Origin of the sequence: Vibrio furnissii CIP 102972 (genome assembly GCF_000176175.1) — a bacterium.
Classification (GTDB): domain Bacteria; phylum Pseudomonadota; class Gammaproteobacteria; order Enterobacterales; family Vibrionaceae; genus Vibrio; species Vibrio furnissii.
The window spans coordinates 252969-274578 of record NZ_ACZP01000014.1; the positions used below are offsets into that span (position 1 = coordinate 252969).

Here is a 21610-nt window from a genome sequence, read left to right on the forward strand (position 1 = left end):
AATCAAAAAAAGAAGGTACTACTGTTGTAACAGCGCCAGAATCTGATTTGTTTTCTGTTCAACTAAGATAGGGTTACGCTTCGATTCAACGTTCAAACGAACAACAGGCTCAGTGTTGGAGGAGCGTAGATTAAATCGCCAATCTTCAAATTCCATACTGATACCATCAGTAATATCTGTCACAACCGCACTATCAATGAAGGCATCCCAGACTCGGTTAACCGCAACTTCAGGATTCGGAACAGTACGATTTATCTCGCCCGAAATTGGATAGCAGGTTTGAGCTTTGGATACGAATTGAGATAAGCTCAAACCTGTTTTTGATACGAGTTCAGCAATCAATAACCAAGGCAGCATACCCGAGTCACAATAAGCGAAGTCTCGGAAATAATGGTGTGCAGACATTTCCCCACCATAGACAGCGTCCTCTTGACGCATTCGCTCTTTGATAAACGCATGCCCAGTTTTTGATTGAATGGCAACACCACCAGAATTCGAAACTACATCGATGGTATTCCACGTTAATCGAGGGTCATGGATGATCTTTGCACCCGGTTCTTTATCAAGAAACGCTTGAGCCAACATACCTACGATGTAATAACCTTCGATAAAACAACCGTTTTCATCAAATAAAAAACAGCGGTCAACATCACCATCCCAAGCAACACCAAAATCGGCTTTCTTTTCGATAACGGCGTCAATTGTCGCTTGTCGATTGTCAGGTAATAATGGGTTCGGTATCCCATTAGGGAAATTGCCGTCAGGCGTATGATTGATTTTTATGAACTCAAACGGTAAATGAGCTTCTAGATTGTCAATCATATGGCCAGCGGCACCATTGCCTGCATTCACGACGATACGCAATGGCCTTAGTTCGCTTTTATTGATGTAACCAAGCAAATGTTTCGTATACTCACCCGATATATCGTAACGTTTCGATTTTTTGTCATAAAGAGCAATATCGTTGGAAGGTAAATAGGGTTGGGACTGTACGAGCGCCTTAATGTCATTTAAACCCGTGTCACCGCTAATCGGTTTGGATTGTTCGCGAACAAGCTTCATTCCGTTGTATTCTTTCGGATTATGGCTAGCAGTCACCATGATGCCGCCATCGAGGTTTAAATGGCTCGTCGCAAAATAGACCTCTTCTGTTCCAACTAAACCTAGGTCAATGACTTCAGAACCACCATCGATCAGCCCCTTGCGAAGTGAAGATGCCAAAGACTCACTACTTAAACGAATATCGTAGCCAACCGCGACTTGTTTTGCCTGAAGATACTCCGCGTATGCTCGACCAATTCGGTAAGCAATATCTTCATTCAATTCATCTGGCAGCCGACCTCGAATGTCATAAGCTTTAAATGCTTGGACTAAGTTTTCCATTATTCTCTCCAAAAATCGTAACGTTACCATTTTTGAGTTTTTGCCAAAAAGTTTCAAGAACATCTGCATTATTTAGACAATAAGTGTGATGTATATTGAGTTTTAACAGGCGAAACAACACTAAAAAGAAAGCCAGAACTTCTCGTTCTGGCTCTAAAATGAAAGGCTTACGATTGCACCGTAATTAGTTATCGAGGATATAGCGTTGTTTTTTCGACATATCTCAGATCTTTTGGATCCGCCCCCTCAACACACTTGACGATGTAGCGAGACAACATCTTACCGACACTGTGAAAATCTTGCCTTAAACCCGGAATTGGCGGCATAAAAAAGCTAGGCAAATCACACGTTTCTACCGCAATCAATTCTATGTCTTTTCCGATCTGTTTACCCGCATCTTGAATCCCGGCAATCATACCGCAAGCACTGATCTCAGAACCACAGATGATACCGTCTGGAGCATTCTCTCCTTCCATCAATCGTTTTGCGTAATCTCGATAGTTATCAACATCAGTGTCAAAGATAATGTCTTTGTCTTTGGCAAAAGACATTCCGTATTCCATGGATGCCCTTTTGACACCGTAATACTTATGCCAGGCGTAGGTATATACTTGTGAGGAGCTGAGCAAACGAATATGCTCACATCCTTTGTCGTATAGATAACTTGCCGCTCGATACCCGATATCATAGTTATCGATATCGACATATGCGTGCTCGACACTCATCTCCGTCTGACCAAAAGTGACAAATGGAATACCTTGCTCGTGGAGATATGTCACTCGTTCGTCTTGAGTCAGAGTCAGGTTAAAAATAATACCACCAGCCAAGTTGTTTTCTACAGCATATTTGACCGGAATCAGCGGATCCTGTCCCGGTTCTAAAGGTAACACTGTCAGATGGAATGGTGTTCCCTCAAGGCCCGCAGTCAACCCGGCGATGAGCGCTAGAGTACCGACATCACCGACAATATCACCGGGTTTTGTCACCGGTAAAATCGCACAAATATTGTAGTTGATCCCCGTTCTCAATCCTAAACCAGAAAGATTCGGTCGATACCCTAGCTTTTCTGCTGCTGCTTTTACTTTGTCTTTCGTGGGTTGTTTGACATCATCTCCGTCTTTCAAAGCACGAGAGACCGTGGTAACCGATAATCCAGTAAACTCAGCAATAGTTTTTAACGTAGCTTTAGACATAAATTTCTTCGGGCTGCAAAAATTCGTAACGTTAAGAAAGTGTCGCATTGAAGCAATCAGGACTCAAGTCTATGTTGGTAAAATTTTAACTGAATCAAAAAAAACAGGCAGTTAATGCCTGTTCTTATTAGTGGAGAGTATAGATAGACTAAATTCGTTCTTCAGTAGCAGCACAGAAAATCGATACGTTTTGAAGATTCAAATGCAGATTGAGCGATTCTCCATTCTTGATTTGCTGGTTAGCATCGAGCTTAGATCTCAGCGGTTGCCCATACATATCAAACTCCGCAAGTGTTTCAGAACCGGTCATCTCAAAAGCGTTGACTGGCAACTGAATCTCAAAATGGCTATTGAGCGGTGATTGAGTCACATGTTCAGGACGAATACCAAATAACACTTTACGATCACTTACCGGCTTCTCTGAAAACTCATACCCATCCACAGGGATCCATACATTATCAACCAGTACCCCCCATCGATCGCCCTCTTTATACAACAGACCTTTCAACAAATTGATCTGCGGTGCTCCCACAAACTTCGCGACAAACACATTCGCTGGCTTGTTGTAAATCTCATAAGGTGTCCCGATTTGCTGTGGGATACCTTTATTCAGCAGTACGATTTTGGTCGCCAGAGTCATCGCCTCAATTTGGTCATGAGTCACATAGATGATCGTTGAGTCCAAAGTCGCATGTAGCTTTTTCAACTCGAGCCTCATCTCACCACGTAGTTTTGCATCGAGGTTAGATAATGGTTCATCAAACAAGAACACTTTGGGCTGTCGCATCAATGCTCGACCAATGGCAACACGTTGTCTTTGTCCACCAGACAATTGAGCCGGCGTTCGGTCAAGCAAATGACCAATTTGCAACATATCAGCAACTTCTTTCACACGCTGCGCTATCTGGTCAGCTGGCTTCTTATTAATTTTCATACCGAAGCCGATATTTTCACTGACCGTCATATGAGGGAACAGCGCGTAGGATTGAAATACCATAGCGATATCACGATCTTTAGGGTCTGCGAGCGTCACGTCTTTACCGCCAATCACCACTTGGCCAGAAGTGACATCTTCTAATCCAGCGATAAGGCGAAGCAGAGTCGACTTACCGCAGCCAGAAGGCCCCAGAAGCACCGTGAAGCCTCCAGCTTCCATTTCCAAATCAATGTCATTTAGGATGACCGTTTTACCAAAAGATTTATTTAGTTTTTTTACTTCTACAGCATGCATGTTGTCATCCTCACGTTTATACAATTGTGGCCTTTTGAGCAGCACCGACTAACTCAATTCGTTTGATCATTTCAATACAAGCACGCCCGTTATGATATGGGCATTTCCAAGGCTCAACTTTAGGGGTCTCCTTGTAGGGTTTCCCATACCGATTGACTTTCCAAAACCACTCACCGTTTAGGCGATCTTTTAGCTGCCCTTTAATGACGTTCCAGCACATCTGAGCGTTTTCTAGAAACATTGGCGCTTGTTTTTTCTGATATGCATTGAAAAATCCAACCATGGCTTCTGCCTGAACCCACCAAATCCGGTCGGAGTCAAGTAAATGACCTTCCCGCAACTCATTGAAAACGGCGCCGTCTTTATCAACGCCTTCAGTACTCGTCACTATCGCCATTTCATAGCTTTGGTCAACAATCTGCGTCAACAATTGCTCGTTGTTTAACTCATGAGCCGCTAGATCGATAAGCCAGGAACCCTCAATGTCATGCCCATAGGACACATCCTTAGAAACGCAGCGCCAATCACGGGTAAAAAACAGGCCATAATGCATATTCTCATCCACAACTTTTGTGGACATCAATGTACATAACATTTCTAGCTTTTCTGCTACCTTTGGAAGTTGTGTTGCTTGGTGAAGCACGGTGTACGCTTCTAATACATGTAAGTGCGTGTTCATTGATTTTTCAGCGAGGATGCCTTCTGCAGTGTCACACACCAGCTGATTCTCTATTGGGTTCCAATACCGATCAAATGCTTCTCGGTAACCACCGTATGCCACATCAAAGGCATGTTTCTCTATCAAGTCAAAGAGCGATAATGCTGTATCTAAAGCCGTTTGATTGCCTGTCGCTAAATAGAATTCGCACAACGCATAAATAGCAAATCCTTGATTATAAACATGCTTCTGCGAATCCGTAACGTTACCATTTTTATCTAAAAGCCAATAGACGCCACCATTTTCCTTGTCGATCGCTTTATCCACAAGGAATTGGTAGCAATGCTCAGCAGCTCGTAGATACGCTTCTTTTTTTAAGACTCGGTATGCGGCAGAAAACGTCCACAATATTCTTGAATGGAGTAGAACAGCTTTGTCATGCTCCGGATCAATGTTACCAACAAAATCAGCAAAACAGTAAAATCCACCTAGATTTGTATCTTGGAATTTTAGCCAAAAATCTAGAATATGCTCAGCTTCTGCCGCAATCTCATTTTTAAACTTATTTAAATCTAACATAATTTCTCTCGTAATTTTGGTTATGAATCATACGCATTGTATTGGAATTCACTATTTTTCAACCAAAGTAAGGCAATTGTGCAAAAACATATAGGTGAAAGACCGAATAACAAAAAAATTATCGGAAAGAACAAACCAAACAATACAAATATCATCCCTACCAAAATCGTCATTAGGAATGTCTGCTTATCATTTATCAACAATGATAAAGCACTAACAAAATTATTTTTTATTCCATCTGTATCATAAATACTGATTTGAATCATCAAATAGTATATTAATGCGATTAGTAATAACGTTAAAGGGAAGAAACTTATTGCTATAAGCGAATATAATTCACTTAAATTTATTATTCCCCAATTTACGTACCAGAGAAGTGACAATGTAGGTATTAATACTGCCCAACCAACTTTATTACTTCGTAAAAATTCACGTTTAAAGACAGTCCACATCGTCTTGAGCGTCGATTTTTCAGCACCGTTAAGATATTGTCGGATGATGAAACACATTGTGACGGTCGCAGGGAAAAAACCAAAGACAACACCACCGATTAGTGTGAACAAAACCCATGTAATATTCAACCAAACCAAACGCGATAACCACCGACAAAAATTGATCAAAGGCGACGTTGACATCATCTTTATCCCTTCACCGCACCGTTAGTTACACCCGCATAAATTTGCTTCTGTAGGGATAGGAAGATGACGACCGAAGGTACAAGAATAATAATAATTCCTGCAGATATTGTGGTCCATTCCGTACCGAATACCGATGTAAATTTATAGAGAGCTGTCGATACTGTTACCTGTGAAGATTCTGGCAAGTACAACAAAGGGAAATAAAAATCGTTGTAGATAAAAATAGTTCGTAGGATGATGATGGTCGCGATAGCTGGTTTCAACAAAGGCAGAATAATCTTTCTATAGATAAGAAAATACGATGCCCCTTCCATTTTTGCGGCCTCATCAAGTTCGACAGGAATACCTTTCATGAATTGAAGGAAAACATAGATCATTACAACATCAGCACCAATATATAATAATACGACTGAAGCTTTATTATTGATTAATCCCAATGACTTGATAACTTCGAAGGTCGCGACTTGTGTGGTAACCGCAGGTATAACCATAGCAACAACGTAAGCTAATAAAACTAACTTCTTCCCACGAAATTCAAATCTCGATAACACATAGGCAACTTGGGTTCCGAAGACGATAGTAAAAAACAACGAAATTAATAAAATAGTCCCGGTATTGAGAAAAGCTAAACCGAGATCACCATCGGTAAACACTTTAATATAATTACTAAAGTTAAGAAACGAATCAGGTATACCAACCTTACTCGTATTATAATACTCATCCAGTGTCTTAAACGATGCCATAAGAACAGAATATGGTGGTACAAGTACAGCTAATGAAGCCAAAGCTAATGTGAGATACTTAAAACCTGACCAAAATACCCATGAAGGATTTGACATATTTTTTCTAAAACGGGCTTTTCGCATTTCTCGTTTAGAACGCTCAACTCTATTGATAACCAGTTGCTCTTCATATGTCGTTGCAGTGGTTTGTTCAGACATATCAGTTTTCTCCTTTAAACAACACTTTTTGAAGAATCATAAACAAGACAACGATCATCAGCAGTAGCACTGCCATCGCAGAGGCAAGGCCAAAATCATTGAAATTGAATGCAGTTTCCAATGTAGCCATTACAAAGGTCTTGGTTCCGTTTGCACCTTTCGTAATGATCATAGGGATTTCAAACACCGACAGGGACCCCACAAATGCTAACAGCACTTGCAATCCGATCACGAGTTTAATGGAAGGTAACGTAATAAAGCGGAATTGTTGCCATTCACTAGCCCCTTCAATTCGTGCGGCTTCATATTGGTCTTGCGGAATCGACTGTAAGACACCAAAAAATAGAATTAGGTTAAAGCCCAAATAACGCCAAATCGATGCTGCAACAAGCGCCCAGTTAACAACATTGCGATCCATTAACCAAGGCTTAATCCAATCATCCAAACCAATCAAGATCAAGAAGCTATCTAACGCGCCATCGACTTGGTAGAAAATTTGAAAAACCATCGAGGCCGCGACTGCATTCAAAACAAACGGGATAAAAAGTAGTGTCTTAAACAAATTCCGGCCAGCGAGTTTGGAATTGACCAGTACAGCAAACCACAGTGACAGAGTCAGTTGAATGACCGCGCCTGCAAAGTAGTACAACGTCACTAACAAAGGATTCAACTGATCAGGTTCTTCCCATAAGTACGTATAATTTTCTAGACCAATAAAATTTTTGACTGGTGCATAACCATCCCAGTCGGTAACACTCATGTAAAACAGTTGGCTGGCAGGGTAATACGAAAAGGTAAATAGTAATGTCAATGGTATCGCCAAGAACATGACAATAATCAACCTCTGCTGCTGCTTTAACGTTAAGTTAAACATAAAAACTCCCAATAACGTCCAACCTTCAACTAGTTCAGTCAGACTAATTCATCTCATTCCCGAACAAATCTTAACGTTACGATTTTGTCATCGCAATCAACTATAAGCGTCACATAAGGTTAATGTGAAACGGATCAATAAACAGTACCTCTCCACCCTATCATTTGTGATCAAAGCCCACATATGTCCGCTTTGTTAAAGAAACAAGATTCTCTCCTAATTATGAGAACCCAACAAAATCGAAACGTTACGAATTTAAGTTAATTTGCTTGGTAATAATGATGCTCTGTAGTGAGTAGGCGGCTTTCCAAAGTGCTTTTTAAACCGATGAGTGAAGTTATTAGGGTCTTTGTAACCTAATCGTAAAGCAATCATCGCTATCGACCAATCTTTGTGGCTCAGCAAATCCGTCGCTTTTTTCATGCGTAAAGTTAAAAGATAATCACGCGGCGACATACCAACAAGCTGCTTAACAACACGATTTAACTGTTCTTCACTCAGAAAAGTAAGTTCAGCGATTGTCGACACTTTCCAATCAAGATGCAGTTGCGATTCGACGCTATTCAACACACTAAGTACCCGCATATGAGTATCTGAAATATTCGCGGTAACACTAGACAATACTTTCGCCAACTCACTTAGCATCATGTTCCTAAAAGCAGAACGGCCGCCAATTTCTCTGTAAATCAACGAAGTAAGAGACCAAATAGATTCACAAGCATCAAAGTGAATAACCGGACGATTGATTCGTAACAAATTTGTCCAAGTGTCTGAACTATGTAAAAGGAGCCAAACCATTTTCCAAGACTTGCATGGGTAAGCAAGCTCAAAACAAAATGGCTTCTCACTCGGTAGTACTGTGATTGTATTGGGCAATATATCAAAAACACCTTCATCTGTAGAAAGTACTCCCGCGCCTTCTAATGTCACCAGCACAGTATGAATATCAGGCCGAGAGCGCTCGACTCGATAACCCTCTTTAAGATGAGCAAGACCAGCCATGAAAATATCATACTGCTTCATCTCTGCGATATCGGACGCAACAAGGAAGCGCTCTTCACATTCGGCAGCAAGATAAACTTCATCATTCCAAATTTTACACATTGCTTAACCTCTCACATGACGGATTCGAACAGATTTTCACCTGAACACAACATTCTCAATCGTTATTCGTTCGCTTAAAGTTCGCACATCCAAATTCATTCAACGATGAGACGTAGCCTACATGTTTCAAATCGATAATAAAGACAAAAATTTGCTTTCTCAAACGGTCAGAATCGGCCTGCCCGTTGCAATACAAAGTGCTTTAGTCGCAATACTGTCTTTAGCTGACGTATTGATGGTGAGTAACTTTGGGACAGAAGCGACCGCGGCGGTCGGTCTTGCGTCTAAATGGCACTTCGTCGCTATCATGCTTATGGCGGGTCTATCGACTGCAAGTGGCATTTTAATTGCACAATTTTGGGGGAAGAACGACCCAACATCAGCCAAAACGGTCACCATAATTGCTATCAAAGCCGGAACGATTCTTTTGACCCCCATCAGTGTCATATTTGTTGTGTTTTCGGATCATATACTTCATATCCAAACCAATGACATGAATGTCGTCCGACTCGGTTCTGAATATCTGTGGTACGCATCCCCCGTATTACTTCTGACCCATTTAGTTATCGTATTCGAGTCAACCATGCGCTCTACGAATGACGCTTTTACACCCTTACTTATCGCAATAATGACGATTGCCATCAACATCATACTGAATTACGGTCTGATATCTGGAAATCTTGGTATGCCAGCATTAGGTGTTGCCGGAGCCGCCTTAGCGACCACAATATCAAGGATTGTCCAGCTTGCCGTTTTTTTGAGTTACTTTCATATCAAACGACATTGGCTACAGTCAGTCTCTCAACTTAGAGATAGCGCCACGCTTAGAATCACTTATAGAAGACTAGCCATTCCAGCTGTTGCAAACTCATTGTTGTGGGCCATGGGAACAATGGTCTATCAGACGATTTTTGGCCACATGGGAACATTGGAACTTGCGGTATACAGCACATTAGGCCCATTTGAATCGCTGTGTTATTCGTTGTTCTTTGGGCTTTCTGTCGCTTGTTCTGTCATGATTGGACAACGTTTAGGCGGGAAAAATTATGACGATGCATTCAAGACATCCGTGATGTTTACTAAGGTCTTTGGCTTACTCGGTATTATTTCATCTGCTGTTTTGCTTTTACTACAACCTTTGCTTTTACGCTTATTGGCAATGGACTCAGAACAATTTTTGCCAATCTCAAAACCCGCAATAACAATACTAAGTATCGCTGTCAGTCTGAAAATGATTAACATGATTATGATCAATGGCATTTTAAGATCAGGAGGCGACAATGCATTCTGTTTACGCACCGATTTCGTGGCAATGTGGCTGTGTGGTATACCCATTACAGCTGTCGGCGCATTTTTCATGCAGATGGATTTCCAATACGTCTACGCACTCATGCTCGTTGAAGAATTCATTAAGTTGTTTATGTGTTGGCGACGCTATCGAACAAAAGTCTGGCTTCGAGATTTGACTGATGAAATCGTTCTAAGTTAGAAAAAAAGTTCATCCTGCCGCTAAAACGGTTATTGCTCTATCACAATTCATGTTTAATGGCACCGAGTCTATTCACACGGATCCATCATTCACCTTAAACACGAACACTGAAAAAACGTATCCCTTGGTGATGTGTCCTGTTATCATCCAAGCGAAATAGTCGGGGGGCCACGCTGAACGCGTTGGCTGAGATCGAAATTCGAGACCCGTTGAACCTGATTCAGTTAGCACTGACGTAGGGAACTATCAGCATTTGCCTTCGCCGAACTTCCTTTGGCGAGCAGCGGCTAATCGGGAAATCGATCGGCGAGCGCGGTAAAAGTCAGTTCCTATACGTCTGGTTATAGGAGCGACCATGACGCAGCATTCACAGCCTTATTCACACCAAACGCCATCCACAACAACACCGCCAGTCGTGTTGACGATCGCTGGTTCAGACAGCGGCGGTGGCGCGGGCATTCAGGCCGACATCAAAGCCATGTCGGCAACAGGCAGTTTTGCCTGCTCTGTCATTACCGCCATTACCTCGCAAAATACACAAGGCGTCTCCGCCATTTTCCCAATTCCACTCGATCATGTGGAAAGCCAACTCGATGCCGTGTTTACCGACCTCAATATCGTGGCCGTTAAAATCGGCATGCTGGCCGATGCCAATATCATCAACGTGGTCACGAACAAAATTAAACAGTACCAACCCAAGCACCTGGTGATAGACCCCGTGATGGTCGCCACCAGCGGTGATTTATTGCTCGAACACGCCGCAATCAGCACGTTAAAAGAAGCGCTCATTCCGCTTGCGGACATCATCACACCCAATCTTCCAGAAGGTGCCGCGTTAACGGGAAAACCGGTTCCCAACTCTGAAGCTGAAATGAATGCGATGATTGACGATCTTCGTGCGCTTGGCGCCAAAGCGATATTGCTCAAAGGCGGTCATTTGGAAGACGATGAAAGCAGCAATGACCTGCTGATCACGCCAGATGCAGTGGAACTGATTCGTGCAACACGTTTTCCCACGCAAAACACGCACGGCACAGGCTGCACGCTTTCTTCTGCGATCGCCTCTTACCTTGGCCAAGGCAACAACCTCCACAAAGCCGTACATTTGGCGAAACAGTATATCTCTCAAGCCATCGCCCATGCCGATGAACTAGACGTCGGCCAAGGTCGCGGCCCGGTTCACCACTTCTTTGCAGGTCACGCGAATGTTCGTTAATACGACGACGTCCGTGAATACGATGAAGTCCATGAATACAGTGAAGTCCATGAATGCAACGAGATCCGAGAATCGCATTGGCATTCAGTTTACCAACGCCCGTCTGCAATACAACGACAGTGCCACACCCACACTTGCAGGCGTCAATATGACCCTTCCTGCCGGGCAGTGGACCGTCTTATTGGGGCGAAGTGGCTGCGGGAAAACCACCCTGTTGCGTTATCTCGCCGGTCTGCTCGATGAGCAGGTGATGTGGCAAGGCGAACTGACGACCACAGACGGCATTGCGCTGCACAACCGCATCGCTTACATGGCGCAGCAAGATTTGTTGTTGCCGTGGCTCAACGTGCTCAACAACGTCTGCCTGAGTTCCCGCTTTTCTCACGCTCGCTCAAATCAAGTTGTTGAGCAACAGCGAGCGATGCAATTGCTCGAACAGGTTGGATTAGCTGACTACGCCGATGCCAAACCCGCCCAGCTTTCCGGCGGAATGCGTCAACGCGTGGCACTGGCGCGCACGCTGATGCAGGACAAACCATTCGTTTTGATGGATGAACCCTTTTCCGCGCTCGATGCGGTGACCCGCCACAAGCTGCAAACCTTATCGGCCACACTGCTCCAAGGAAAAACCGTCGTCCTGATTACCCACGATCCGCAAGAAGCCGTTCGTCTCGCCAACCAGCTGTATGTGCTGCAAGGTACACCCGCACACGCGCAACATCTGCAAACGCCAGATTCATTGCCTCCGCGCGTACTGGATGGTGAATGTGCCACCTTGCAACAAGCAATTTTGGATCAACTGGAGAGCGATTATGCGTGAGATGACTCAATACAACGCCGTCTCGACCCGCATTCGTAAGAAAGAACGAGTCACGCATCCGATGCTACGCGTGGCGATCAGCACGGCGGTCATCTTGGGCTTGTGGCAACTGATTGTTGTGGCGTTCCAGATGCCAAGCTTCATTTTGCCAGCCCCCGTGGATGTGCTGCATCGATTGGTTTCACGCTACGACGTGTTGCTTGCGCACACCTGGGTCACCGCGCAGGAAATCCTGCTGGGGCTTGGGCTTGGCTTGTCGATGGGGTTGCTGTTTGCACTGCAAATGTTGTTGTTCGAACCGCTCAAACGTTGGTTACTTCCCTTGCTTATCGCCAGCCAAGCAATTCCGGTGTTTGCTATCGCGCCGGTGCTGATGCTTTGGCTTGGTTACGGCATCGCATCAAAAGTGGTGATGGCCGCAATCATCATCTTCTTTCCTGTGACGACGTGCTGTTACGACGGTTTACGCAATACCCCAACCGGCTATCTGGATTTGGCCAAAACCATGGGGGCGTCGAAATGGCAACTGCTGCGCCACATTCAATTACCTGCGACGCTGCCAACCTTGGCCTCGGGTATCCGTGTCGCGGTGGTGATCGCGCCGATTGGCGCAGTCGTCGGCGAGTGGGTCGGCTCAAGCGAAGGTTTGGGGTATCTGATGCTGCAAGCCAACGCGCGTATGATCATCGACGAGATGTTTGCAGCGCTGTTTATCCTCGCCGTGCTGTCCATCGCACTCTACTTCATCACCGACAAATTATTAAAAACAGCCATCCCCTGGGAAAACAAATAGGCATAACTTCAAAGGAATAACGCCATGAATAAAAACAAACTGATGAGCGCAGCCGCGCTGCTTGCTGCCATGATCTCAACGAACGTGATGGCAGCCGAAAAAGAGCTGACGCTGATGTTAGATTGGTTCGTGAACCCAAACCACGGCCCCATCGTCATTGCCAAAGAGCGTGGCTACTTCAAAGCGCAGGGGCTGAACGTCAACATTCAAGAGCCGGCCGATCCAAGCACGCCACCGAAACTGGTCGCGGCAGGCAAAGTGGATATGGCAATTTCATACCAGCCCAGCCTGACCATGGATGTCGCAGCCGGGCTGCCGCTGATTCGCTCAGCAACGCTCATCGCAACCCCACTCAATACCATGATGGTGCTGGACAACGGCAAAAACGATCGCCTTGCGGATCTCAAAGGCAAGAAGATCGGGATTTCGATTGCGGGAAATGAAGAAGCAACCATCGGCACCATGCTGGCGCAAGAGAACGTGAAATTGTCTGATGTTCAGATCATCAACGTCGGTTGGGCCCTCTCTTCCGCGCTTGCATCGGGTAAAGTGGACGCCATTTGGGGCGGACTACGTAACTTCGAAACCAACCAACTTGCCTTGGAAGGTTACCAAGCCAAAGCCTTTTTCCCAGAAGAGCACGGCGTGCCGACCTATGATGAATTAGTTTTCGTTGCAAATGCAAAAACGTACGACAAAGCAGCCATCAAAGCCTTTAACACCGCACTTGAACAAGCGGTCACGTACATCGTGAACCATCCACAAACCGCTTGGAAAGAGTTCGTCGCCTACGCGCCCGACACGCTAAACAACGAACTGAACCAACGCGCTTGGAATGACACACTCACCCGTTTTGCGCTTCGCCCGTCAGCAGTTGATCTGAAACGTTACGACGATTATGCCAAATTCATGTACGCACAACACATCATCGACACGCTTCCTAAAGCAAAAGATTACGTCCCGAACTTTGACGAATAACGAGGCAACCCAGCCATGACATACCAAGATTTGATCGACGCTTGCCACGAGGATTGGCAGGCATACACGGAGCATGCTTTCGTGCAGCAATTGGGCAGCGGCACGCTGGCTCAGCCTTGTTTTTTGCATTACCTAAAACAGGACTTTTTATTTCTAAAACAATACGCTCGCGCCTATGCATTGGCGATTTACAAAGCGCGCACCTTGACTGACATGCGCCGCGCACTGCCAAGTGTTCACGCGCTGTTGGACTCAGAAATCGCGCATCACGTCACGTACTGTGGTCAATGGGGATTGACGGAATCCGATCTGGAAAATGAAGCAGAAGATTTTGGCACCGTGGCCTACACACGTTATGTGTTGGATGCAGGAATGACCGGAGATTTGGTTGACCTATACGCCGCATTAGCGCCCTGCTCTATCGGCTATGCCGTGATTGGTCAAATGCTGATGGACGATCAAAATACGCTGATCGACGGCAACCCGTACGCCAGTTGGATCACCCTTTATGGCGGTGAAGAGTTCCAGTCTGGCGTTGCCCAAGGTGCCGCGCACTTTAATGAGCTCTTGGCTGAAATCGACATCAACAGCCAGCGCGGCCAGAACCTCATTCAGGTCTTCAAAACCGCGACGCGAATGGAAGTTGCATTCTGGCAACAAGGTTTGAACGCTCAGCACTCGTCATCGGAGAATCAACATGCTTACTGAACAAATCACGCAAGCCTTGAGCGCAGTGCGCCAACACAAACCCTTGGTCGTGAACATCACCAATTACGTGGTGATGAACAACACGGCAAACGCGCTGCTTGCGATCGGTGCATCTCCCATCATGGCGCATTCCCAGCAAGAGATGGCAGAAATGATGTCATTTGCAGGAGCGCTGGTGATCAACATTGGCACGCTCGATAGCGTTTGGACACCCCGCATGCTGTTTGCCGTCGAACAAGCGAATCTCAACGGGAAAGTCGTCGTCCTTGATCCCGTCGGTTGCGGCGCAAGTACATTGCGCACCGACACCTCCCGCCAAATCGCACGCTTGGCAGAGAAGCTCATTATTCGAGGGAATGCATCAGAGATCATTGCGCTGGCGGGTGAACAAGCGACAAGTAAAGGGGTCGATGCTTTAGATAGCAGCGATGCTGCCTTGGGCGCGGCGCAGTGCCTCGTGGCGGAATATGGCGCCAACGTGGTGATTTCTGGCGAGACCGATTATATCGTGACTAAATCGCAGACCATCACCCTCAGCAATGGCCATGCGATGATGCCCTACGTCACGGGCATGGGATGTACACTGTCCGCACTCACGGGAGCGTTTGCCGCCATCGGTGACGAAACCGGTTTGGCAGCAGCGGCCGTGCTTGGTGTCGCGGGTGAAATCGCCGCGGAACAAGCACGCGGGCCCGGCAGCTTGCAATTCATCTTGTTAGATACCTTGTATCAACTTGATGAGCACACCTTAGCGAATCGACTCAACATTCAACGTCTTTCTTAATGAAACGATGAATTGATGAAATAAGTACTGCATCATCTTGAGGAAGGGCGCTCCATCGCCCTTCCTTTTATCATTTCCTCTTTGACCAGCCTCTTGAATACTGGCGACCAGTGAACTGCCAGCGGCTTCGCAAAATCGTATTCATATCTCCTTATTTTTTGCCTATTCGTCCAATCCGGCGCTTGGCCGGGGTGTGCGTATTTATCCAACGCACCGCTTGCGTTATGATTGGCGAAAACAAAAGCAATTAAACAAATACGGACACTGCGCCGAGCCTTTCACGCTTTCATTCCCTCGTTCCAACCTGACGTTTTAACGCGGTTCAATAAAAGTGCCCCTGCGCTGGTGACGCCTCGCTGCGTGACTGAGAACGGCCGTATCATTGTCTCGTCTGGACTGTCACTCATGCAATTATTTCAACACCTGAAGTGGTTTTTCCGCCAGCATCGCTGGACCTATGCGTTGGCGCTCTCGATGCTTTTTGCCGTCGCGATGCTCAACATGGCGGTGCCGTGGTTTATCGGTCACGCGATTGATAAGCTCTTGGAAACCCGTGATTTTTCTCAAGCAGAATATTACCTGTTTGCCCTTGTTGGCGTCAGTATTCTGGTTTATCTGTTGCGCTACGGCTGGCGTCGCGTGCTGTTTGGTACGTCTTACCAACTCGGCAATATTCTGCGCGAGCGCTTTTATCATCGCTTACTGCGACAAGGCCAAGCGTTCTATAACCTGCACTCCACGGGCGACTTAATGGCGCGCGCCACCAACGACATTGATGCGGTGGAAATGGCGGCCGGTGAAGGGATTTTGTCCGGTTTTGATGGCCTGATGACCTTCATTTTGGTGTTGGTGATGATGTTTGTATTTATCGACTGGCAACTGGCGGTGCTGGCGATTTTGCCTTTCCCGTTTATGGGATATGGCTTCTACAAGCTTTCGAACCGCATTCACTACCAATTCAAAGACACACTCGATACCTTTTCGACCCTTAACGAACAAGCGCAGCAATCGGTGGCTGGCATTCGCATGATCAAATCCATGGGTCGCGAAACCATCGAAGCCAACAAATTTGAACAGATTGCCGAACAAGCCGCGCAAACCACGTACAAAGTGCAGCGCTCAGAGGCGCTGTTCGACCCAATCATTCAGCTCAGCTTAGGTGCCGCCTTATTGATTGCGCTGCTGGTCGGCGGCTGGCAGATCAGCAACGGCGCCCTCACGGTTGGGCAACTGACCAGTTTCACGCTCTATCTTTCTGAGCTGATTTGGCCGATGTACGCGTTCGGCTGGTTGATGAACATTCTGCAACGCGGAAATGCGGCCATTGGCCGTTTGGAAGCGCTTTTGAACCTGCCCGATTCCATTGACGATCGCGGCACCACTCAGCCCAGCGGCTATGCGCTTGATATCGACCAACTGCGCTTTCAGTACCCAGATACCCAACACCCCTCGCTCAACGATATTTCCGTCCGTGTCGATGAGAACCATGTGCTGGGCATCGCCGGTGCCACTGGCGCAGGTAAATCGACCTTGTTGCATTTGCTGATGCGTTATTGGGAGGCCGAGCAAGGCGCGATCCTCGTGGGCGGCGTGCCGATTCAGTCCATTCCGTTAAGCGAGTTGCGCAGTTTGTATGCGTACGTGCCGCAGGATGCATTTTTGTTCAGCATGAACATCATGGAAAACATTCGAATCGGGCGCAGCAACGCCACGGATGACGAGGTATACCAAGCCGCTCAACTGGCCGCGATTCACGACGATATTGAGCAATTCCCTGACGGCTATCAAACGCTGGTTGGCGAACGCGGCGTAACGCTTTCCGGCGGTCAGCGCCAGCGTATTTCGATTGCGCGCGCTTTGATCAGCCAAGCGCCGATTCTGGTGCTGGATGATGCGCTGTCGGCAGTCGACATCAAAACTGAGAAAGTGATCATCGAACACTTACAGCAACGACGCGAGCAAACCCTCATCGTGGTGAGTCATCGCTTATCTGCGATTGAACGTGCCGACAACATTGTGGTGTTGGCACATGGCGAAGTGATTGAAAAAGGCACGCACCGCGAGCTGATTCGTCAAGATGGTTGGTACGCACGCATGGCCGCTTATCAACAAATGGAGCAAGCTTTGGAGAACGAATTACAATGAGTACCCAACCGACACAAGCCAAAAGCTCCGGCTCACTGAAATTGTTGATGAGCTATGTATTTGCTGAAAAAGCCCTGTTCATCAAAACCTTGCTGTTGGTGGTCTTGGCCACCGCGTTTGACGTGCTTGGGCCAATGCTGAGCAAAGTGTTCATCGATGAATTCGTCATGCAGGATCATTACCCGCTGTGGCCTGTGGTGGGCGTGATCAGCCTGTTCGTTTTTTCGGTGCTGATGGGAACCTACCTCAAATACAAGCAGACGCTGCGTTTTCTGGATATTGCATTAAATGCCGTGCTCGATATTCGTAAGCGATTGTTTAAACACGTGTTGACGCTGCCGGTGTCTTTCTTTGATTACGCGCGTACCGGGCAATTGGTGAGCCGACTGACCAACGACACCGAATCGATCAAAGACATTTACGTGCAGTTTTTGTCGAACATTCTCGCCAACTTGATCATGCTGATCGGGATTTTAACCGCCATGGCCATTTTGGACATTCAGCTGATGCTGGTCGCGTTGCTGCTGATCCCGGCGGTGGTGATCCTGATTTATCTTTACCAGAAATTCAGTGTCAAAGCGGTCACCGAAAGCCGTCAACTGCGCTCAGACATTAACTCAACCATGAATGAGTCGATCTCTGGCATGACGGTGATTCAAGCCACCAATCAGCAACACGCCAAGCTCGAACAATTTCAAGCCATCAACCAGGGCTACTACACCACGCGACTAAAATCAGTCACCGTCGGCTCTTTATTACTGCGTCCGGCGATCAACTTGTTGAGCATTTTGGTGCTCGGCGGAGTGGTGTGGTTCTTTGGTTTGAAAGTGGTGCAAGGCGTGGCCGAAATCGGCGTGCTGTATGCGTATCTGAACTATTTGGGACGCTTTACCGAGCCCTTGGTTGAGATCACGCAGCGCTTTAGTCTCTACCAGCAAGCCATTGTGGCGGGCGATCGCGTACATGAATTGCTGCAAGAGCCAGCGGCCAATGAAGGCACTGCGCGCTGGCATGAGATTTCGCGCGGCGACCTGAGCATTGAGCAACTGACGTTCAGTTATCAAAAAGACAAACCCGTTCTGCACAACATCGATGTCTCCGTCGATGCGGGGCACTTCTACGCCATCGTCGGCCATACCGGCAGCGGTAAATCGACGCTCCTTAACTTGCTGCTCAATTTCTATCAGCCTCAATCCGGCAACATTTGCATTGATGGCCATCCCTTGAATGAGTATGACCCGCACACGCTGCGCCAAGGCATTGGCTTTATTCCACAAGAGCCGTTTGTGTTGGCCACCACCGTATTCGACAACATCGACATGGGAAGAAATTTGACTCAAGAAGCGGTGGAACGTGCCGCCAAACAGGCGCACCTGCATGACGTGATTTGCGCGATGAACGACGGGTATCAAACCGAACTCGGCGAAGGCGGATTGCGCCTCTCGACCGGTCAGCGCCAGCAGTTGATCATCGCCCGCGCGTTAGCCGGATCCCCCAAAATTCTGCTACTGGATGAAGCGACCGCCAACATCGATAGCGAAACCGAACACGTGGTGCAACGTGCGTTGAATGAACTGCGCGGCAAAGTGACGTTGATTGTGGTTGCGCACCGCTTGTCGACCATTCATCACGCCGACAAAATTCTGGTACTGGATAAAGGGCAGTTGATCGAGCAAGGCAATCACCAACAGCTGATGACTCTCCAGAACGGACGTTACCGCGCGATGTATGAGCTGCAACAACAAGAGCAAATGGTGGCGCAAGCCGAGCAAAGCCGATACGTTTCCGCCTAGCGCTCTGCTTGATGCTCAAGATGCGTTCAGCGCAGCAAGCAGGGGGAAAACCACATGCAGAAGATAGCTTCCCTGCACAGACAATAGCTTCCGCGCATAGAAAATCACTTCGCGCATAAGAAATAGATTCCGCGGGTCGAAAATCGTTTCGCGCATAAAAAAGGCCGCCGAGTGTGCACTCCGCGGCCATTTCTTTATTCAGTGCCAACATCAAGCTGACAGGGCTTCGCCGCCCCATGGGCAGCGACAACCATTATTTGTAGTACGCTTCGACCGTGCCTTTCAGCGTCATCAGCAGCGGTTGACCACGACGGTCGAGTGCTTTTGGCGCAGCAACTTTTACCCAGCCTTCGCTGATGCAGTATTCTTCAACATCAGTACGCTCTTTGCCGTTGAAGCGAATGCCGATTTGGTGCTCAAAGCATTCCGCAACAAAATGTGGGCTGCGAGGATTACCGGCGAGGCGATCGGGTAGTGCTGGTTTTGCAGTCGTGTCGTTCATAGTATTGACCCAGTGTCATGAAAAAGTGCGCCATTTTAGACAAAGCGCTGCGTAGGCTCAAGCAAACAATCTCGCTTTGTGCGCGCGAATGCGCTTTATCTGACACAAATAATAGCGCGGAATGATTGTATCCGACGTCATCTCTGAGCATACTGATGATTCTGTTTCGTTTGGATGACATAGGCAATCATGGCAAATCAGGCACTCACAAGGCTGGCCATATTCCTCGCCGCTTTTATCATCACTTTAGGTCTTATCGAAGTGACGGCTTACTCTGTTCAGAAAGATGAACAAATCCGCTTCGCCCACGAAGTATTGCACGAAGCCGAAGACGCCTCCGAACAAATCACGGATGCGCTCACCGTCACCAATACCATCGCTGAACCCAGTTGTGATACCGCCACCATGACGGTGATTCGCCAGTTGGTTCACGAAAATTCTGAAATCTACGACATCGGCTTCATGAACGACGAGTCCGTGCTATGTACTGCGAATTGGGGGCGATTTCCCCCCGTCGATATCGGCCACAAATTCCAAACCGCATTCAAAGGCTATCGTTTTTACAAGCAAGTCGAACATCTGTTTCCCGTCGACGACAAGTATGATTTAACTCGCTTGAACCACTTCGTCACCTTGACGATTCCCGATCAGTATCAGCACTTGATGCAGCGCATGCCCAAGTTTCGTTTCAGCGTTGAATCGGCCACACATGAACACATTTTCACTCAGTACACGCCCGGCTCTCACTACGGAAACGACTTCCCTGCCCTTCGCATTGACACCGAAACCTGCAGTGACAAATTCAATTATTGTGTCCATACCGCCAATACCAAAGCAGGATTAGCGAATTACTCGCTCGATATGCTGCTGATTTGTATCGCGCTCGCGCTGCTGTTCAGTTTGCTGCTCGCCTACTTTTTCTGGACATTCATGGGCCGTCGCCACTCCATGGAGCAGCGCTTTCGGGAAGCATTGTCGCAGAAAAAATTGTACATGGAGTACCAGCCGATTGTGGTGGCGCGCGATCAGCGCATTAAGGCCGTCGAAAGTTTGGTGCGTTGGGAAGACAGCCAATATGGCCGCGTGTCGCCAGAACTCTTTATTGGCATTGCTGAAAAATTGTCGCTGTACCCACAATTGGCCTACTTCATCGTTGAGCGCTCCATCAGTGAAATGGCGCCCATCATGCGAGAACATCCCGATTTAGCGCTCGGCATCAACATCACTGCGTTCGAACTTCAAGACCCGCACTTTCTGCCGTATCTTGACAAACTGACCACCGAATATGGGATTCCAAACGCCAAGATTAAGATAGAAATTACCGAACGAATCGACCTTCCGCTACTCGAATTGGCCGACTTCTCGCGAGATGCAAAAGCGATGGGATTCGTGGTGGTGCTGGATGATTTTGGCACCGGCGTAGCGAACTTGGTGTGGTTGACGGAAATGGACTTCGACTACATCAAAGTTGACCGCGTGTTTGTGAATGCGCTCAACTACGACATCAAACGCAACATCGTGCGCCCGGTGATGGAACTCCTCACCAACCTCAACAAACAAGTCATTTTCGAAGGGGTTGAAACGGAACATGAGTTCAACATCATCAAAGACAACTACCCCGACGCCTCAATTCAGGGGTGGTACTTCTATAAGTCACTGCCGTCTGGTGAACTTCGTGACGTGCTCAATGCGCGCAAACCTCGCGGCTAGGCAAACCTCGCAGCTAGCCACGCATCGTGAGTGCAAAAGAGCGAGCACAACCAGCGCCAGGTGATGAAGAA

Annotated in this window: 18 protein-coding genes, 1 pseudogene and 1 riboswitch; of the genes and pseudogenes, 10 read left to right on the forward strand and 9 right to left on the reverse strand. The window is 47.1% G+C overall.

Annotation, left to right across the window (positions count from 1 at the left end; all coding sequences use genetic code 11):
• Window positions 1-18: 18 nt before the first annotated feature.
• From VFA_RS11400 to VFA_RS11435, 8 genes are all read right to left on the reverse strand, one after another.
• Entirely contained in the window at window positions 19-1383 is a 1365-nt protein-coding gene (locus VFA_RS11400) for a phosphohexomutase domain-containing protein (protein WP_000429531.1), read from the reverse strand.
• Window positions 1384-1571: 188 nt separating this feature from the next.
• Entirely contained in the window at window positions 1572-2576 is a 1005-nt protein-coding gene (locus tag VFA_RS11405) for a LacI family DNA-binding transcriptional regulator (RefSeq protein WP_038151639.1), read from the reverse strand.
• Between the two features lie 148 nt (window positions 2577-2724).
• The gene (locus VFA_RS11410) at window positions 2725-3807 is read right to left on the reverse strand and encodes an ABC transporter ATP-binding protein (RefSeq protein WP_004726975.1); all 1083 of its coding nucleotides are present in this window, start codon (window positions 3805-3807) and stop codon (window positions 2725-2727) included.
• A 16-nt stretch (window positions 3808-3823) separates the two neighbouring features.
• Window positions 3824-5044: an AGE family epimerase/isomerase gene (locus tag VFA_RS11415; protein ID WP_004726976.1), complete on the reverse strand. Its 1221-nt coding sequence runs from the start codon at window positions 5042-5044 to the stop codon at window positions 3824-3826.
• Window positions 5045-5064: 20 nt separating this feature from the next.
• Complete coding sequence (locus tag VFA_RS11420; RefSeq protein WP_316244997.1) at window positions 5065-5682, reverse strand: YesL family protein; 618 nt, start codon at window positions 5680-5682, stop codon at window positions 5065-5067.
• Between the two features lie 2 nt (window positions 5683-5684).
• The gene (locus VFA_RS11425) at window positions 5685-6623 is read right to left on the reverse strand and encodes a carbohydrate ABC transporter permease (protein WP_004726978.1); all 939 of its coding nucleotides are present in this window, start codon (window positions 6621-6623) and stop codon (window positions 5685-5687) included.
• 1 nt (window position 6624) lies between these two features.
• Window positions 6625-7497 (reverse strand): carbohydrate ABC transporter permease, encoded by an 873-nt coding sequence (locus tag VFA_RS11430; protein ID WP_000482741.1) that lies wholly within the window; start codon window positions 7495-7497, stop codon window positions 6625-6627.
• A 255-nt stretch (window positions 7498-7752) separates the two neighbouring features.
• Window positions 7753-8601: a helix-turn-helix domain-containing protein gene (locus VFA_RS11435; protein WP_004726979.1), complete on the reverse strand. Its 849-nt coding sequence runs from the start codon at window positions 8599-8601 to the stop codon at window positions 7753-7755.
• Window positions 8602-8722: 121 nt separating this feature from the next.
• Here VFA_RS11435 and VFA_RS11440 point away from each other — a divergent pair, with 121 nt between their 5' ends.
• The 9 genes and pseudogenes from VFA_RS11440 (at window position 8723) to VFA_RS11480 (ending at window position 19327) form a co-directional block, all read left to right on the forward strand.
• Window positions 8723-10090, forward strand: a complete 1368-nt coding sequence (locus tag VFA_RS11440; RefSeq protein ID WP_004726980.1) for an MATE family efflux transporter — start codon at window positions 8723-8725, stop codon at window positions 10088-10090.
• 151 nt (window positions 10091-10241) lie between these two features.
• A riboswitch (TPP riboswitch) is annotated at window positions 10242-10349 on the forward strand.
• A gap of 96 nt (window positions 10350-10445) precedes the next feature.
• Window positions 10446-11306 (forward strand): bifunctional hydroxymethylpyrimidine kinase/phosphomethylpyrimidine kinase, encoded by an 861-nt coding sequence (thiD, locus tag VFA_RS11445; RefSeq protein WP_004726981.1) that lies wholly within the window; start codon window positions 10446-10448, stop codon window positions 11304-11306.
• A gap of 49 nt (window positions 11307-11355) precedes the next feature.
• Window positions 11356-12126, forward strand: a complete 771-nt coding sequence (locus tag VFA_RS11450) for an ABC transporter ATP-binding protein (protein WP_086027300.1) — start codon at window positions 11356-11358, stop codon at window positions 12124-12126.
• A 67-nt stretch (window positions 12127-12193) separates the two neighbouring features.
• A pseudogene (locus tag VFA_RS11455) lies at window positions 12194-12919 on the forward strand (ABC transporter permease); the annotation flags it as partial.
• A 24-nt stretch (window positions 12920-12943) separates the two neighbouring features.
• A complete protein-coding gene (locus VFA_RS11460) occupies window positions 12944-13897 on the forward strand; it encodes an ABC transporter substrate-binding protein (RefSeq protein ID WP_004726984.1) in 954 nt (317 codons plus the stop codon).
• 15 nt (window positions 13898-13912) lie between these two features.
• Window positions 13913-14605, forward strand: a complete 693-nt coding sequence (gene tenA / locus VFA_RS11465; RefSeq protein ID WP_004726985.1) for a thiaminase II — start codon at window positions 13913-13915, stop codon at window positions 14603-14605.
• Window positions 14595-15389: a hydroxyethylthiazole kinase gene (gene thiM, locus VFA_RS11470; RefSeq protein ID WP_004726986.1), complete on the forward strand. Its 795-nt coding sequence runs from the start codon at window positions 14595-14597 to the stop codon at window positions 15387-15389. Before tenA ends, thiM begins: the two co-directional genes overlap by 11 nt.
• 405 nt (window positions 15390-15794) lie before the next feature.
• A complete protein-coding gene (locus VFA_RS11475; protein WP_004726989.1) occupies window positions 15795-17534 on the forward strand; it encodes an ABC transporter ATP-binding protein in 1740 nt (579 codons plus the stop codon).
• Window positions 17531-19327 carry an ABC transporter ATP-binding protein gene (locus VFA_RS11480; protein ID WP_004726990.1) on the forward strand — a complete coding sequence of 599 codons (1797 nt, stop codon included), beginning with the start codon at window positions 17531-17533 and terminating at the stop codon, window positions 19325-19327. The genes VFA_RS11475 and VFA_RS11480 overlap by 4 nt, the downstream gene beginning before the upstream one ends.
• 253 nt (window positions 19328-19580) lie before the next feature.
• Here VFA_RS11480 and VFA_RS11485 read toward each other — a convergent pair whose 3' ends face one another.
• Complete coding sequence (locus VFA_RS11485) at window positions 19581-19829, reverse strand: DUF3297 family protein (protein ID WP_004726992.1); 249 nt, start codon at window positions 19827-19829, stop codon at window positions 19581-19583.
• 189 nt (window positions 19830-20018) lie between these two features.
• Here VFA_RS11485 and VFA_RS11490 point away from each other — a divergent pair, with 189 nt between their 5' ends.
• Entirely contained in the window at window positions 20019-21539 is a 1521-nt protein-coding gene (locus VFA_RS11490; RefSeq protein ID WP_232281706.1) for an EAL domain-containing protein, read from the forward strand.
• The last annotated feature ends 71 nt before the right edge of the window (window positions 21540-21610 follow it).

Coding starts and splice junctions, on each gene's coding strand:
- VFA_RS11425 (WP_004726978.1), bottom strand. CDS start 6,623: ATGTCTGAACAAACCACTGCAACGACATATGAAGAGCAACTGGTTATC.
- VFA_RS11410 (WP_004726975.1), bottom strand. CDS start 3,807: ATGCATGCTGTAGAAGTAAAAAAACTAAATAAATCTTTTGGTAAAACG.
- VFA_RS11405 (WP_038151639.1), bottom strand. CDS start 2,576: ATGTCTAAAGCTACGTTAAAAACTATTGCTGAGTTTACTGGATTATCG.
- tenA (WP_004726985.1), top strand. CDS start 13,913: ATGACATACCAAGATTTGATCGACGCTTGCCACGAGGATTGGCAGGCA.
- thiD (WP_004726981.1), top strand. CDS start 10,446: ATGACGCAGCATTCACAGCCTTATTCACACCAAACGCCATCCACAACA.
- VFA_RS11485 (WP_004726992.1), bottom strand. CDS start 19,829: ATGAACGACACGACTGCAAAACCAGCACTACCCGATCGCCTCGCCGGT.
- thiM (WP_004726986.1), top strand. CDS start 14,595: ATGCTTACTGAACAAATCACGCAAGCCTTGAGCGCAGTGCGCCAACAC.
- VFA_RS11420 (WP_316244997.1), bottom strand. CDS start 5,682: ATGATGTCAACGTCGCCTTTGATCAATTTTTGTCGGTGGTTATCGCGT.
- VFA_RS11450 (WP_086027300.1), top strand. CDS start 11,356: ATGAATGCAACGAGATCCGAGAATCGCATTGGCATTCAGTTTACCAAC.
- VFA_RS11475 (WP_004726989.1), top strand. CDS start 15,795: ATGCAATTATTTCAACACCTGAAGTGGTTTTTCCGCCAGCATCGCTGG.
- VFA_RS11430 (WP_000482741.1), bottom strand. CDS start 7,497: ATGTTTAACTTAACGTTAAAGCAGCAGCAGAGGTTGATTATTGTCATG.
- VFA_RS11480 (WP_004726990.1), top strand. CDS start 17,531: ATGAGTACCCAACCGACACAAGCCAAAAGCTCCGGCTCACTGAAATTG.
- VFA_RS11415 (WP_004726976.1), bottom strand. CDS start 5,044: ATGTTAGATTTAAATAAGTTTAAAAATGAGATTGCGGCAGAAGCTGAG.
- VFA_RS11440 (WP_004726980.1), top strand. CDS start 8,723: ATGTTTCAAATCGATAATAAAGACAAAAATTTGCTTTCTCAAACGGTC.
- VFA_RS11490 (WP_232281706.1), top strand. CDS start 20,019: ATGGCAAATCAGGCACTCACAAGGCTGGCCATATTCCTCGCCGCTTTT.
- VFA_RS11460 (WP_004726984.1), top strand. CDS start 12,944: ATGAATAAAAACAAACTGATGAGCGCAGCCGCGCTGCTTGCTGCCATG.
- VFA_RS11400 (WP_000429531.1), bottom strand. CDS start 1,383: ATGGAAAACTTAGTCCAAGCATTTAAAGCTTATGACATTCGAGGTCGG.
- VFA_RS11435 (WP_004726979.1), bottom strand. CDS start 8,601: ATGTGTAAAATTTGGAATGATGAAGTTTATCTTGCTGCCGAATGTGAA.